The sequence below is a fragment of the Pseudomonas sp. DR 5-09 genome, from assembly GCF_001655595.1.
In the GTDB taxonomy this organism is placed as follows: Bacteria; Pseudomonadota; Gammaproteobacteria; order Pseudomonadales; family Pseudomonadaceae; genus Aquipseudomonas; species Aquipseudomonas pharyngis.
Map to the genome: position 1 here is coordinate 2294093 of NZ_CP011566.1, position 14114 is coordinate 2308206.

The following is a 14114-nucleotide window of genomic DNA, read 5'->3' on the forward strand; positions in this document are numbered from 1 at the left end:
CAGCGTGCAGCATGAGTAAACAATAACTCCGCAATCAATAACAAAATGGAGAATTCATATGACTAATAAAATGCGTGCCGCTCGTCTTCACGATATCGGCTCTCCGATGAGCGTGGACGAAATCGATATCCCTACTCCTGACAGCGATGAAGTGCTTGTACGAGTAGAATCCTGTGGTGTCGTGCCCAACCTTGGCAACGTGATCAAGAACTATCCAACCTGGTTTCCAGACCTGCCGCTGCCGAAGTTACCTGCCATTTTCGGTTTGGACCCAGCCGGTACCGTTGTCGGGGTCGGGAAGCGCGTTTTCAATTTTAAAGAGGGTGACAGGGTCTACGTAAATCCGGCCCGGTTCTGTGGCACTTGCCGCTGCTGCCGCAAGGGTGATCCACTGAGCTGCGAGCGCTTCGGCTACTCGGGTTATTTCGGTTTCTCGCCGGAAGCGAATGATCTTTTGAAGCATTATCCCTACGGTGGTTTCTCGCAGTTTATGACGGCTCCGCAATATAGTCTTGTGAAGCTGCCGGACAACGTAACGTTCGATCAGGCTGCGCGGTTCGGGTATCTGGGAACGGCATACGCTGCTCTCAAGCGTGGTAAAGCGGGCCCGGGAATGACTGTGTTGGTTAACGGTGCAAGCGGGACTCTTGGTCTTGGCGCTGTGCTATTGGCGCTAGCACTTGGCGTCACTCGTATCTTCGCAGTCGCCAGGGATAAAGAGCTTTTGGAGCAAGTTCGCCAGTTGGCCCCTCAGCGAATCGAAACATTCTCAACGTCTGACGGCAAGTCCTTGTCCGAGTGGGCGTTTTCTAATACCAACGGAGCAGGGGTTGATCTCGTTGTCGATACCTTGGGGCCAGGAGCGCCCGCAAGCGCCGTCACTGATGCGATCGATTGCCTGCATCGTGGTGCCCAGGCTGTGCATGTGGGTGGCGTGTCTGAGTTGGTTCCGATGAATCTGTTCAAGCTCATGGCTGCCCAGGTTCAGTGGCTGGGTTCCAATTGGTTCACAGCTGGCCAGGGACAGGATCTTGCTGACATGGCGGAGCGAGGCGTTCTCGATCTGTCGGTATTCGAGACGACCGGTTTTGGGCTGAGCCGCATCAACGAAGCCCTGGATTCCATCGCCGGGCGACATGGTGGATTCACTAACTTCGTTATAAACCCGCAAGCGTAAGCGCGCTCCCCGCGACCGATTCAGCACCGGCCGCGGGGATTTCGGAACAATCGTGGACGACGAAGTGCAAGTGTTGTGGGTCAACATTATGCTTGCATGCTAGCATGTGAGAGGGCATGATGATTACACCAACAACAAAAGCGTACGCATGACGACGAGCGCTACTCGCCCTTTTTAGGGTATCGATGCAGCCTTCACTGCATTCGACTTGGCCGTCGTTAGTGTGCCGAAAACCTTCGGGTTTTTTAGCGCATGACAAGGTGCATGGCTATGAGCGTTTTCCTCCACTGTCTGTCACATACACCTCTGGTCGGCTTAGTCGACCCTTCTCCCGATGTTCTGGCAGAAATTAATGCCGAGATTAATTCCGCCCGTCAGCAGATCGAAGCCTTCGATCCTGAACTTGTAATTCTGTTTGCCCCCGACCATTACAACGGTTTCTTTTACGACATCATGCCGTCCTTCTGCATCGGCACTGCCGCAGAAGCCATAGGCGATTTTGGATCAGCTGCGGGCATCATCTCAGTGCCAGCTAAGGAAGCTGAGGAACTCGCTTTTGCGGTATTAGCTTCGGGTGTAGATGCTGCAGTTTCTTATCGCATGCAGGTCGATCACGGTTTCGCCCAACCACTCGATTTTCTACTAGGTGGCCTGGATCGATATCCCACGATTCCGATTTTCATCAATTGCCTTGCACGCCCGATGCCGAGTTTTCAGCGGGTTCGAATGTTCGGTGAGGCGGTGGGCGCTTATGCCGCTAAAACCGACAAGCGTGTTCTGTTTCTAGGGTCCGGCGGTTTGTCTCATCAGCCCCCGGTACCCGAGCTGGCAACTGCAAACTCGCATCTACGAGAGCGTTTGTTAGGTGGAGGTAGGAACTTACCGCCAGATGAGCGGGAGGCTCGCACGCAGCGGGTTATCAACGCGGCTTTGCTGTTTATTGATGATCAGGATTCCCTTCATCCGCTAAACCCGACTTGGGATCGCTATTTTCTCGACATCCTTCAGGCCGGCGATTTGCGTGAGCTTGATGGTATCGGTGATGACGAACTCTCAGCCATAGCGGGCAAATCCACTCACGAGGTCAAAGCCTGGGTGGCTGCATTCGCCTCTATGACTGCTTATGGTTCTTATCAAACGAGTAATCGCTACTACCGCCCGATCCCAGAGTGGATTGCGGGCTTCGGTGCTTTGAGCGCTCGTCCAATTGCTGATTGAGCGAGTTTGAATTTTTTCCGCTCCTGCGTGTTATCGCAAGAGCCCATCTCCTAATCATATGAGGAAGAAGAGATGACATCTGCCAAGCAAACCTTCACCAATGAAAACACCAGCAAACTGGTTCGCGTTAAAGAAGGCGAACATGAGTTTCAACTGCACTACAACGATGCTGGTGACGGGGCTGAAACAATCATCATGCTCCACGGCTCGGGCCCTGGTGCGAGTGGTTGGGCAAACTTCAATCGCAACATCGATACGTTTGTAGACGCAGGTTTTCGCGTCATTTTGATGGATTGCCCGGGCTGGAGTAAAAGCGATCCGGTCGTCTGTACTGGCTCACGCTCCCATCTTAATGCTGCCGCGCTCAAAGGCTTCGTTAACGCACTTGGGCTTGACCGTGTCCACCTGGTAGGCAATTCGATGGGGGGCCACACAGCGGTCGCTTTTGCGTTGGATAACCCTGAGCGGGTGGGCAAGTTGGTCTTGATGGGCGGTGGTACTGGTGGAGCGAGCTCCTTCGTGCCAATGCCCACAGAGGGCATCAAGCTGATCCAGAGCGTCTATCGCGAGCCCAATATCGAGAATCTCAAAAAAATGATGAAGGTGTTCGTCTACGACAGCAGTGCGCTGACTGACGAACTATTCCAAGGCCGCTTGGATAATATGCTGAGCCAGCGGGAGCACTTGGATAACTTTGTCAAAAGTATCGATGCAAATCCTAAGCAGTTTCCAGACTTCGGCCATCGCCTTGGCGAAATCAAAGCAGAGACCTTCGTCATTTGGGGGCGCAACGATCGCTTCGTCCCGATGGATACCGGGCTGCGCTTGATTGCTGGTATTTCGAATTCGGAACTGCACGTTTTCAACAACTGCGGGCACTGGGCACAGTGGGAGCATGCTGACAAGTTCAACCGTATGGTTCTGGACTTCCTCACCCATTAATCGCTTACCTGGTGTCGGTGACTATGGCTCCTTCAGTCATGACACCAAATACCCCGATGTCCCACACGCACAGCATCGGGTGATTCGTACAGCATGCAATTACGAGGTGTCTTATGAATGTGACCCAGCAGACTCTAGAGCAATTAGCGGGAGCTTTGCGCCAGGCTGAAAGCAGTGGTGAGGCAATTGAGCCTCTACGTGATCAGATTGGTCTTGATAACCGGGAAGCGGCGTACGCCATTCAGCGATTGAACGTGGCCCACGCCAGTGCAGCTGGTCGGCGGGTCATCGGTCGCAAGATCGGCTTAACCAACAAACAGGTTCAGGCCCAGCTTGGGGTCGATCAACCCGACTTTGGCACGTTGTTCGCCGACATGTGTTATGGCGATAACGAAGTCGTTCCCTACGCAAGCCTACTGCAACCAAAAATTGAAGCTGAGATCGCTCTGGTTTTGGAGTCTGACTTGCCTCGAGTCGATACCACATTCGCGGATGTCCTGGCAGCTACCGGTTGGGTGCTCCCTGCGCTTGAAATCGTGGGTAGTCGTATTGAAGGCTGGAATATCCGTTTTGTCGACACGGTGGCTGACAATGCTTCAAGTGGATGTTTCGTATTGGGCGGCCCAGCACGGCGATTAGACGGTTTGGATTTGCGTGAAGCAGAAATGGAAATGACTCGAAATGGTGAGTCAGTTTCAGTAGGTAGCGGCGCGCAATGTCTCGGACATCCGTTGAATGCTGCGGTATGGCTAGCTCGCACTATGGCTCAACTTGGTGAGCCTTTGAAAGCAGGTGACATCATTCTTACGGGTGCCCTAGGGCCGATGGTGCAAGTGGCTTCCGGTGATCGGTTTCAAGCAACGATTAGCGGCGTCGGAAAAGTCGCGGTGGAATTCAGCGCTGGTTGATTGCGCACCTGAGAGATTGAGAGAGCAAAAATCATGAAAAAGCTCAAAGTAGCCATTGTCGGCTCCGGCAACATCGGCACGGATCTGATGATAAAGATCATGCGTAATGCGAAGTATCTGGAAATGGGCGCTATGGTAGGTATCGATCCTAATTCTGACGGCCTCGCTCGAGCGGCACGACTAGGCGTTGCCGTTACGCATGAGGGTGTAGAGGGGCTGACGAAGCTTCCGATATTTGCCGAGATCGACTTTGTCTTTGATGCGACAAGTGCCGGCGCCCACGTGAAGAACGATGCTTTCCTGCGTAGCATCAAGCCAGGTATCCGTTTGATTGACTTGACGCCTGCCGCCATCGGGCCCTATTGCATTCCCGTGGTGAACCTTGAGCAGAACCTCAGTGCGCTCAACGTCAACATGGTGACATGCGGTGGCCAGGCGACCATCCCGATGGTGGCGGCGGTATCGCGAGTGGCAAAGGTTCATTACGCCGAGATCGTCGCATCGATCTCTAGCAAGTCCGCTGGGCCGGGTACGCGTGCGAACATCGATGAGTTCACTGAAACCACCTCTCAGGCTATCGAGGCGGTCGGTGGGGCCGCTCGCGGTAAGGCCATCATCGTAATGAACCCGGCAGAGCCGCCTTTGATGATGCGAGATACAGTGTTCGTTCTTTCGGAAGCTGCGGATAAGGCCCAGATCGAAGCGTCGGTTGAGGAGATGGTCGCTGCGGTACAAGCATACGTTCCCGGCTATCGCTTGAAGCAGAAGGTTCAGTTCGATGAGATTTCGGAACAGGCGCCGTTGAACATTCCTGGGCTAGGAAAATTTCATGGCCTCAAGGTTTCCATTTTTCTGGAAGTCGAAGGCGCTGCGCATTACCTGCCGTCCTACGCGGGCAACCTCGACATCATGACATCCGCAGCGTTGGCAACTGCAGAGCGCATGGCCCAATCAATGACGAGCGTCTGAGGTATATTCAATGAGCATCGATCTGAATAAAAAACTCTACATATCTGACGTTACTCTGCGTGACGGCAGTCATGCGATTCGTCATCAGTACAGCATCCAGAATGTTCAGGACATTGCCCGGGCGCTGGATAAAGCCAAGGTCGACTCCATCGAGGTGGCGCACGGTGATGGTCTTCAGGGCTCAAGCTTTAACTATGGTTTTGCGGCGCACACCGATCTTGAGTGGATCGAGGCTGCAGCTGACGTCATCACCCACGCGAAGATCGCGACGCTGTTACTGCCAGGCATCGGGACTGTCCATGACCTCAAAGCAGCCTACAACGCTGGCGCTCGTGTCGTTCGCGTGGCGACCCATTGCACCGAAGCGGATGTATCCAAGCAGCATATCGAGTTTGCGCGTGAGCTAGGGATGGATACCGTTGGGTTCCTTATGATGAGCCACATGATCGAGCCGGAAAAATTGGCCGAGCAGGCAAAGCTGATGGAAAGCTACGGTGCGACATGCGTTTACATGGCTGACTCCGGCGGTGCCATGAATATGCAGGACATCCGCGATCGGTTCCGCGCTTTCAAAGCAGTGCTCAAACCTGAGACTCACACCGGGATGCATGCTCACCATAACCTCTCGCTGGGCGTAGCTAACTCCATTACCGCAGTGGAAGAGGGGTGTGACCGAGTCGACGCTAGTCTCGCTGGTATGGGTGCAGGCGCAGGCAACGCGCCGTTAGAGGTGTTTATCGCGGCGGCTGAGCGATTGGGCTGGAACCATGGCACTGATCTGTACACCTTGATGGATGCTGCAGACGATATCGTCCGCCCTCTACAAGACCGACCTGTACGTGTAGACCGTGAGACCTTGGCTCTGGGCTACGCCGGAGTCTATTCCAGCTTCCTGCGACACGCCGAGGTAGCAGCTGCAAAGTATGGTTTGAAGACCATCGACATTCTGGTCGAGCTTGGCAAGCGCCGTATGGTCGGTGGTCAAGAGGACATGATTGTCGATGTCGCTCTGGATCTCTTGAAACGTTAAGAATTGGCCGCTTTCAAAGCGGCCTTTTGCTCAATGACAACAATAACAATTGGGTTACTGATATGAACGCCTGCCAACCATTTCTTGTTGATAAAGACTGTCAATGTGTTTCCTTCCGACCGCATCTCTGCCTCTTAAAAACAGCTGTACTGGAGACGCCACACCGGGGAGCAGGTGATGTCTAATCTACCGAATAACACAGCCCGTGGCGGGCTCGTGATCACCATCGCACTGTGCTTCATGGTGGCTCTGATGGAGGGGTTGGATCTTCAGGCTCCGGGGATTGCAGCCCAGGGAATGATGTCTGCATTCGATATAGACAAACTCCATATGGGCTGGGTTTTCAGTGCGGGTGTGCTGGGAATGCTGCCAGGTGCTTTTCTGGGGGGAAGACTAGCTGATCGTTATGGGCGCAAGTATGTGCTCATGGCCTCTGTTGCCCTATTTGGCGTTTTTTCTCTGGTGACAGCGCAGGCGTGGGACTACAACTCGCTCCTTGCGGCGCGGTTCCTCACCGGTGCGGGTCTAGGGGCTTCTCTGCCCAACCTCATCGCGTTGACCTCAGAGGTCGCGGGCCCCAAGTTTCGTGGCACTGCAGTAAGCATGATGTATTGCGGCGTACCGTTGGGTGCAGCCGGAGCCGCGCTAATTGGTGTTAACGATTTCGGCCTGGGGTGGGAATTAGTCTTCTATGTCGGCGGTATCGTTCCTCTGCTGATCGTGCCCTTGCTAGGCGTTTTCCTTCCCGAATCGAAAGCATTTTCTGGGGCGATGCCGGACACGCTAGCGGTCTCGACGCTGCTGTTTGCAGAAGGCAATGCTAAGCCTACGTTACTGCTGTGGGCGAGCTTCTTCTTTACATTGATGGTGACTTACATCTTGATCAACTGGCTGCCGAGCCTTTTGGTCGCTCAGGGGTTTTCGGGCAAAAATGCGAGTTGGGTTGTCCTCACGATGCAGCTTGGGGCCACAATCGGCACGCTGATGCTCGGGGTGCTGATGGATAGAGTGCCGACCTGGATAATGTCACTCATTATCTACATAGGCATGCTCGTAGCGCTAATGGGTCTGTACGTATCGACTACATTGCTCGGAATGCTTGTTGCTGGTTTCCTTGCGGGTATTTTCACCACTGGGGGCCAAAGTGTGTTGTATGCCCTGGCACCCGTATTTTATCCCGTGCGGGGTAGGGCTACTGGAGTCGGCATTGCCGTGGCAATCGGCAGGCTAGGCGCAATGAGCGGGCCCTTGGTTGCAGGTAAAATGCTTGCTCTTGGTACTGGCACTGCCGGTGTGATGCTCTCCTGCGCACCTGGGATAGTGGTAGCGGCCATATCCCTTTGCTATCTGTCGGTGGCCAAGAACCGTAGGTCATACGTGACGCAGGGCTCGGACGTAGAGGTCGTTCACTCATCAAGAACTCAGGCGTCTGCCTAGTTAAATCAGATTTACGATCGATAATCTTGCATGCTAGCATGCAAGATATCAGGACTCAGATTGATCACTGCCAATCCTGAAGTCGATTCCAGGATTGGCCAGATGCTCTAGTCAGACAATAACTACAAGCCTGTCGTAATGGAGACAACAATAATGAACAATTCCCAGCACTTCGATACTGACGTTTTGGTTGTGGGAACAGGGCCTGCCGGCGCTACCACAGCACTCGCTCTGGCCACCTATGGAGTAAGAGTACGAGTTGTCACAATGTTCAATTACCTGGCCAACTCCCCTCGTGCGCACATTACAAATCAGCGCGCCATGGAGGTCTTCCGTGACCTGGGTGTTGAAGATGTAGTGAAGAAACACGCAACGCCATGGGAGCAAATGGGAGATTCCCTGATCACCACCAGCTTGGCTGGTGAGGAAATCGCTCGGATGAGATCCTGGGGGTCAGGCGATGCACGCAAAGGCGACTACATCAAAGGCAGCCCATGCCCAATGGCTGATATCGTTCAGCCGCTCATGGAGCCTATTCTGGTTCAACACGCTGCTGAGCGTGGTGCGCAATTTTCGTTCAACACTGAGTACCTCAATCACGTCCAGGATGAGGACGGCGTAACGGTCACCCTGAAAGATCTGCTCACAGAGCGCGAGTACACGATGCGTGTTCGCTACCTGGTGGGAGCGGACGGTGCGCGCTCGAAGATAGTCGAGCACATCGGTCTGCCTATCGAAGGGGAGATGGCTAGGGCAGGTACTGCCTATGTCGTTTTTAACGCTGATCTAAGTCGCTACGTTGCCCATCGCCCTAGCGTGCTGCAGTGGATTGCGAATCCTGTTGCTGGCTTTGGTGAGATTGGCATGGGCTTGCTTCGCGCGGTCAAGCCTTGGAATCAGTGGATCGCCGGTTGGGGCTTCGACATGGCGAAGGGCGAACCTGATTTCTCTCCAGAACATGTTTTGCAGCGTATTCGTACTCTTGTGGGCGATCCTGAACTCGAAGTAGAGATAGTCAGGAACAGTACCTGGTACGTTAATCAGGCATACGCCTCTTACTACTCCAACGGTCGAGTGCATTGCGGCGGTGATGCGGTGCATCGTCATCCGCCATCAAGCGGCTTGGGTTCGAATACTTCGGTACAGGACGGTTTCAACCTTGCTTGGAAGCTGGCTTACGTTATCAAGGGCTACGCGAACCAATCCCTGTTGGATTCCTACTCCCTCGAGCGTCAGCCCGTAGGAAAGCAAATCGTTATGCGGGCCAACCAATCACGAGTGGATTACGGACCTTTCAAAGAATGCTTCAAAATGAACCAAGGCGTGGACACAGTCGAAAAGTTGCTGAAGCGTATGCGCGAACCGACTGCAGAAGGCGCGAAAACACGCGAGCTTCTTCAGAAGGCTCTCGAACTCAAGGATTTCGAGTTCAACGCTCAGGGCGTAGAGCTCAATCAGCGCTATGAGTCCAATGCAGTTGTTGTTGACGAGGCCGCGGGCGAGGAAGTTTGGGCTCAAGATAAGCAACTCTTCCTACAGGCGACTACCCGACCTGGTGCGAAGATTCCCCATGCTTGGCTCGTCGACAAAAACGGACTGAGAACTTCAACGCTCGATGTCACAGGTAAAGGCAAATTCTCTCTGGTCACCGGCCTTTCAGGCCAGGCCTGGGTCTGCGCAGTGAAGGAGCTCAATCTTCCCTATCTACGCACAGTCGTGACAGGTGAAAAGGGTACTGCTGACGCCTATTTCGATTGGCAGCGCATACGTGAGATCAACGAGGCTGGAGCGATCCTGGTCCGCCCTGATGGCTACATTGCATGGCGCCAATCGGAGGCAGTTTGGAGCGTTCAGGACGCGATTACCCAACTTCAGGATGCTTTGGCGAAAGTCCTAGGTACAGTCTGATTTTGAAGGGGGTGTGATGCGCCCCCTTTATCGGCTTTTCGCGGACCTAATGCTTAAGAGCTATCGCTAGAGACAGTGAGGGAATCGATTGTATGCAGCATATCCTTGGTAAGAATTTCATCGCAGGAACTCGGAGTGGTAAAGGCCCTGCTTCATTACGCAGTATCGAAGCCGCTACCGGCCAGGAATTGGATTGCGTTTTCTTCCAGGCAACACCTCAAGAGGTGGACGAAGCGGCCCGCGCAGCACAGGATGCCTTTCCGATTTTTCGAAACCTTTTACCATCTCGAAGGGCCGAGTTTTTGGAAGCAATCGCACAAGAGCTCGATTTGCTGGGCGACGACTTCATCTCCCTCGTGAGCCGGGAAACAGCATTGCCAGCAGCACGAATCCAAGGCGAGCGAGCCCGTACGAGCAATCAAATGCGGATGTTCGCGAAGCTTTTAAGTAGAGGCGACTACCTCGGCGCTCGTATCGATCACGCCTTGCCAGAACGTAAGCCCGCCCCTCGAGTTGACCTTCGGCAGTACCGAATTGGGGTCGGGCCCGTTGCGGTATTTGGAGCAAGTAACTTTCCGCTGGCATTTTCAACCGCCGGTGGAGATACGGCCGCGGCGTTAGCAGCAGGTTGCCCGGTAATCGTAAAAGCTCACAGTGGACATATGGCCACCGCCGATCTTGTGGGTTGCGCGATTGACCGTGCTGCAAAGCGCACGGGAATGCCCCTGGGCGTTTTCAACATGATTTTCGGCTCAAGGGTCGGAGAAGCGCTGGTTAAGCACCCGGCTGTTCAAGCAGTGGGATTTACCGGTTCACTGTCAGGTGGTACCGCACTCTGCAAGATTGCCTCTGAACGTGCCCAGCCTATTCCGGTGTTCGCCGAGATGTCGAGCATCAACCCTGTGTTCGTACTTCCTGAGGCACTTAAGGTCCGTGGCGCAGCAATCGCCAATGAGCTTGGTGATTCAGTAACGTTGGGGGCAGGGCAGTTCTGTACTAATCCTGGTTTGGTCATCGGTTTGAAATCGCCAGAGTTCTCGCACTTTACTGAGTATTTGGTCCATCGGCTTAACCAAACTCCCGCCCAGACCATGCTTAACGCGGGAGGATTAAGCAGCTATAGCGCAGGCGTCCATAAGCTGCACGCCCACTCTGGGATCACGCATCTTGCTGGTAGACCTCAAACCGCCGGTCTGGCTGAAGCCCAACTTTTCAAGGCCGATGCGGCCCTGTTGATGGAGGGCGACTCCATACTTCAGGAAGAGGTATTTGGGCCGACCACCATATTGGTTGAAGCCGCAGATACTCATGAGTTGCGATCTGTCTTAAAAGCGATTCGGGGGCAGCTAACAGCCACCCTGATCGCCGAAGGTTCTGACCTGTCAGAGCATGAGTGGTTGGTGCCAATGCTCGAAGAGAAGGTGGGTCGTATCCTTGTTAATGGCTATCCTACGGGAGTCGAGGTGTGTGATGCGATGGTTCATGGGGGACCATTCCCTGCAACCTCGGATGCTCGGGGAACCTCAGTAGGGACTGCAGCCATAGATCGATTCCTGAGACCAGTGTGCTATCAGAATTATCCAGATGCTCTATTGCCCGACGCGCTAAAAAATGCGAATCCCTTGGGCATAAATCGTTTGGTCGATGGCGTGTGGTCATCTGCCACAAGCTAGGATTTTGACTCTATAGGCACGCCTGATTACACCCTTGGCGTGCCGCAATGGGATAAGTGTTTAGCCCAGTCACCTTGCGTGATTTCCCCAGATATCAACTGATATGCGGGCAGTTTGCTCGGTATCGTTTGACTGTCGTCTCCCCTTGTCCCGCCAGGCTAGAGCAGCCGTGCTTGCTTAGCAAATGGCTAGGCAGGAGTAGACTTCCGAACTCCAGTATTAAGGGAGGTTGCGTCCGCCTATTTTTAGCGGACGCGATCATCCTTTTATGCTTTTCTCGTGCCGGGCAGCATGCCTTTGAGCACGTCGTCTCGTTCTATGAAGTGATGCTTAAGTGCGATGAGGACATGTCCCCCCACCAAAGCTCCGCAAAACCAAGCGGTATAGGTGTGGATCGCTTTGGCCAAGTCATAAAGACCTTGGTCGGGAGCAACAAGTGCCGGCAGCGCAAAAAGACTGGCTACCATAATTGGTTTGCCGGCAACTGAGCTCCAGTACCAACCCGACAGTGGTAGGCCTATCAGAGCAATCACGTATAGCAAAACGTGGCCTATGAAGGCGCCACGTTTCATCAGCGGACTCATGGTTTCTGGTAATGCTGGGGTGGGGTTGGCAAAACGCCAACCAAGTCTCACGACAACCAGGATGATAATCGTACTGGCTACTGCTTTATGCAGGAAGGTCAACTCATGATGTGCGTTGAGTTCATCGCGCCATTGGGTTGCGAGAAACCCTACGCACCAAGCAAAAATCCAAATTAGCGCCATGCCCCAATGAAGCCACTTAGCTGTGCTTGTATAGCCTGGAAGTTTTGCCATACCCACTTACCTGATCCTAATATTTGTAGATGAAATTATCTTCATAAGACCCTATCTGGAAAAGCGGAATTTCTTGCTCAAATCGATCTAAAAAGTAGATTTCGATCCCGTGGGTCATTAGCTTAGGGACTGAGCCAGTCTTCGATTATCAGTAAGCGTCTGGCAGTTACACATTGTCAGTAATTGATGGCTGCTTGCCTCAGCTGTCGCCTAGCCGCATGACATGGGTAATGAACACTGATCCCGTGCACCAACTATCTAAAATACTGGACGCATTGGACAGTAATTTGCGCTTTTTTCGATGTGTTGTTGAAAGGATGATGTCTGGCAATTCCCACCTCAACCTGGAGAACAGACATGATCGAGCTGCGCCCATTTGAACAACTTGGCAGCGATCACCACGGTTGGCTGAACGCGAAACATCACTTTTCCTTCGCGAGCTACTACGATCCGGATCGTATGAACTGGGGGCGCCTGCTTGTCTGGAACGACAACATAATTGCTCCCAACTCAGGCTTTCCTCCTCACCCCCACAAAGACATGGAGATCATCACCTACGTTAGCCAAGGGGCCATTACCCATCAGGACAACCTGGGTAACAAAGGGCGAACAGTTGCTGGTGACGTTCAGGTCATGAGCGCCGGCACTGGTATCGCCCATAGCGAATACAACCTTGAGCCGGGCATCACCAAGACCTTCCAGATCTGGATCCAGCCAGACCAAACCGGTATGCCGCCATCCTGGGGTACCCGTCCATTTCCCAGCGGTGCTTCCGAAGGGCGTTTTGTCACCTTGGCCAGCGGAATGGAAGGAGATGAGGGTGCGTTGCCTATCCGCTGTAATGCACGTCTTGTGGCGGCAACACTGCAAGAAGGCCAGAGCACCCATTACGCAATCGAACACCATCGCAAAGCGTATCTGGTCGTAGCCCAAGGCAGCATCAAGTTGAATGGTAAAACCTTGAAGGTGGGTGATGGCGCGGCCGTAAGAGATGAAAATTTGCTGGAGTTCAACGCGCTTGAACTCAGTGAAATCGTGATGGTGGACGTCGCATAGGACGGGCCACCGTCGAAATCAGGTCATACACGATCAGTTCTATGACAGAGGTTCCAGCATGGGTTGGCTCAGCAATTTATTCGCCAAGACTGTTGGCGGCAATTCCCCCGTTCCAAACCAAGAGGAAGTAAAGATGGCAAAGGTACTGGTACTTTATTACTCCATGTACGGTCATATTGAGACCATGGCCCAACAAGTCGCCGAAGGAGCACGAGGAGTGCCGGGCGTGGAGGTCACCATCAAGCGTGTGCCGGAAACCATGGACCCGGAAGCGTTCAAAGCTGCTAACGGGAAAGTCGATCAGCAAGCCCAGGTGGCCAGCCCATCCGAGTTGGGCGACTATGATGCGATCATCTTCGGCACCCCGACTCGTTTTGGCAACATGTCCGGACAGATGCGCACTTTCCTGGATCAGACAGGCGGTCTGTGGGCCAAAGGTGCTCTGGTTGGCAAAATTGCCAGCGTCTTCACCTCCACCGGTACCGGTGGTGGCCAAGAAATGACCATCACGTCCACTTGGACGACTCTGGCTCACCACGGCATGATTATCGTTCCCTTGGGCTACAGCACGCCCGCGTTGTTCGATGTGTCGCAAGTTGGCGGTGGCACTCCTTACGGTGCTTCTACCATTGCCGGCGGCGACGGCTCGCGCCAGCCTGATACACGCGAGCTGGAAATCGCTCGTCATCAAGGCGAATACGTTGCCAAACTTGCTTCGAAACTTATTAACGCTTAAGGGTTCAATCGGAGCCTAGTCGTGCTGAATCAGCATGCGCCTTAACCTCAAGCGTGTTCGTAGGCGCAGGTTGCTAGCTTCAGTCAACTGCAGGTTTTACAAGAGCCATCAGAAGCATCCCGGCAACATATCACAATGCTACGACATACTTTGGTTTCAGAAGAACCGGAGTACTGGGGTTGTATGTTCGCTGAGAATGTCTGGCTGGATGCCTAATGTTCGCATGAGTTGTTTAATAAGCT

Annotated in this window: 12 protein-coding genes; 11 read left to right on the top strand and 1 reads right to left on the bottom strand. The window is 53.6% G+C overall.

From position 1 onward, the window contains the following. The first annotated feature begins 58 nt into the window (after positions 1-58). The 9 genes from PDR5_RS10280 to PDR5_RS10320 all read left to right on the top strand — a co-directional run bounded on the left by PDR5_RS10280 (position 59) and on the right by PDR5_RS10320 (position 11262). Entirely contained in the window at positions 59-1177 is a 1119-nt protein-coding gene (locus PDR5_RS10280) for an alcohol dehydrogenase catalytic domain-containing protein (RefSeq protein WP_064595045.1), read from the top strand. A 270-nt stretch (positions 1178-1447) separates the two neighbouring features. After that, positions 1448-2395 carry a 3-carboxyethylcatechol 2,3-dioxygenase gene (locus PDR5_RS10285; protein ID WP_064595047.1) on the top strand — a complete coding sequence of 316 codons (948 nt, stop codon included), beginning with the start codon at positions 1448-1450 and terminating at the stop codon, positions 2393-2395. A 72-nt stretch (positions 2396-2467) separates the two neighbouring features. Continuing rightward, entirely contained in the window at positions 2468-3337 is an 870-nt protein-coding gene (locus PDR5_RS10290) for an alpha/beta fold hydrolase (RefSeq protein ID WP_017138687.1), read from the top strand. 113 nt (positions 3338-3450) lie between these two features. Then, a complete protein-coding gene (gene mhpD, locus PDR5_RS10295; RefSeq protein ID WP_064595051.1) occupies positions 3451-4245 on the top strand; it encodes a 2-keto-4-pentenoate hydratase in 795 nt (264 codons plus the stop codon). Between the two features lie 33 nt (positions 4246-4278). Beyond that, positions 4279-5214, top strand: coding sequence for an acetaldehyde dehydrogenase (acetylating) (locus tag PDR5_RS10300; RefSeq protein WP_064595053.1), 936 nt, complete (start codon positions 4279-4281; stop codon positions 5212-5214). Positions 5215-5224: 10 nt separating this feature from the next. Then, complete coding sequence (gene dmpG / locus PDR5_RS10305) at positions 5225-6244, top strand: 4-hydroxy-2-oxovalerate aldolase (protein ID WP_064595055.1); 1020 nt, start codon at positions 5225-5227, stop codon at positions 6242-6244. A 177-nt stretch (positions 6245-6421) separates the two neighbouring features. After that, positions 6422-7681: a 3-(3-hydroxy-phenyl)propionate transporter MhpT gene (gene mhpT, locus PDR5_RS10310; RefSeq protein WP_064595057.1), complete on the top strand. Its 1260-nt coding sequence runs from the start codon at positions 6422-6424 to the stop codon at positions 7679-7681. 153 nt (positions 7682-7834) lie between these two features. Next, positions 7835-9589 carry an FAD-dependent monooxygenase gene (locus PDR5_RS10315; protein WP_064595059.1) on the top strand — a complete coding sequence of 585 codons (1755 nt, stop codon included), beginning with the start codon at positions 7835-7837 and terminating at the stop codon, positions 9587-9589. Between the two features lie 92 nt (positions 9590-9681). Then, complete coding sequence (locus PDR5_RS10320; protein WP_064595061.1) at positions 9682-11262, top strand: aldehyde dehydrogenase (NADP(+)); 1581 nt, start codon at positions 9682-9684, stop codon at positions 11260-11262. A 266-nt stretch (positions 11263-11528) separates the two neighbouring features. On the opposite strand, the gene PDR5_RS10325 is transcribed toward PDR5_RS10320, so the two are convergent. Beyond that, positions 11529-12080, bottom strand: a complete 552-nt coding sequence (locus PDR5_RS10325; RefSeq protein WP_064595063.1) for a cytochrome b — start codon at positions 12078-12080, stop codon at positions 11529-11531. A gap of 357 nt (positions 12081-12437) precedes the next feature. On the opposite strand from PDR5_RS10325, the gene PDR5_RS10330 reads away from it, so the two are divergent. Further along, positions 12438-13136, top strand: a complete 699-nt coding sequence (locus PDR5_RS10330; protein ID WP_064595065.1) for a pirin family protein — start codon at positions 12438-12440, stop codon at positions 13134-13136. A 133-nt stretch (positions 13137-13269) separates the two neighbouring features. After that, the gene (gene wrbA / locus PDR5_RS10335) at positions 13270-13872 is read left to right on the top strand and encodes an NAD(P)H:quinone oxidoreductase (protein ID WP_064595067.1); all 603 of its coding nucleotides are present in this window, start codon (positions 13270-13272) and stop codon (positions 13870-13872) included. The last annotated feature ends 242 nt before the right edge of the window (positions 13873-14114 follow it).

Coding starts and splice junctions, on each gene's coding strand:
- wrbA (WP_064595067.1), top strand. CDS start 13,270: ATGGCAAAGGTACTGGTACTTTATTACTCCATGTACGGTCATATTGAG.
- PDR5_RS10280 (WP_064595045.1), top strand. CDS start 59: ATGACTAATAAAATGCGTGCCGCTCGTCTTCACGATATCGGCTCTCCG.
- mhpD (WP_064595051.1), top strand. CDS start 3,451: ATGAATGTGACCCAGCAGACTCTAGAGCAATTAGCGGGAGCTTTGCGC.
- PDR5_RS10325 (WP_064595063.1), bottom strand. CDS start 12,080: ATGGCAAAACTTCCAGGCTATACAAGCACAGCTAAGTGGCTTCATTGG.
- PDR5_RS10290 (WP_017138687.1), top strand. CDS start 2,468: ATGACATCTGCCAAGCAAACCTTCACCAATGAAAACACCAGCAAACTG.
- PDR5_RS10330 (WP_064595065.1), top strand. CDS start 12,438: ATGATCGAGCTGCGCCCATTTGAACAACTTGGCAGCGATCACCACGGT.
- dmpG (WP_064595055.1), top strand. CDS start 5,225: ATGAGCATCGATCTGAATAAAAAACTCTACATATCTGACGTTACTCTG.
- PDR5_RS10320 (WP_064595061.1), top strand. CDS start 9,682: ATGCAGCATATCCTTGGTAAGAATTTCATCGCAGGAACTCGGAGTGGT.
- mhpT (WP_064595057.1), top strand. CDS start 6,422: ATGTCTAATCTACCGAATAACACAGCCCGTGGCGGGCTCGTGATCACC.
- PDR5_RS10285 (WP_064595047.1), top strand. CDS start 1,448: ATGAGCGTTTTCCTCCACTGTCTGTCACATACACCTCTGGTCGGCTTA.
- PDR5_RS10300 (WP_064595053.1), top strand. CDS start 4,279: ATGAAAAAGCTCAAAGTAGCCATTGTCGGCTCCGGCAACATCGGCACG.
- PDR5_RS10315 (WP_064595059.1), top strand. CDS start 7,835: ATGAACAATTCCCAGCACTTCGATACTGACGTTTTGGTTGTGGGAACA.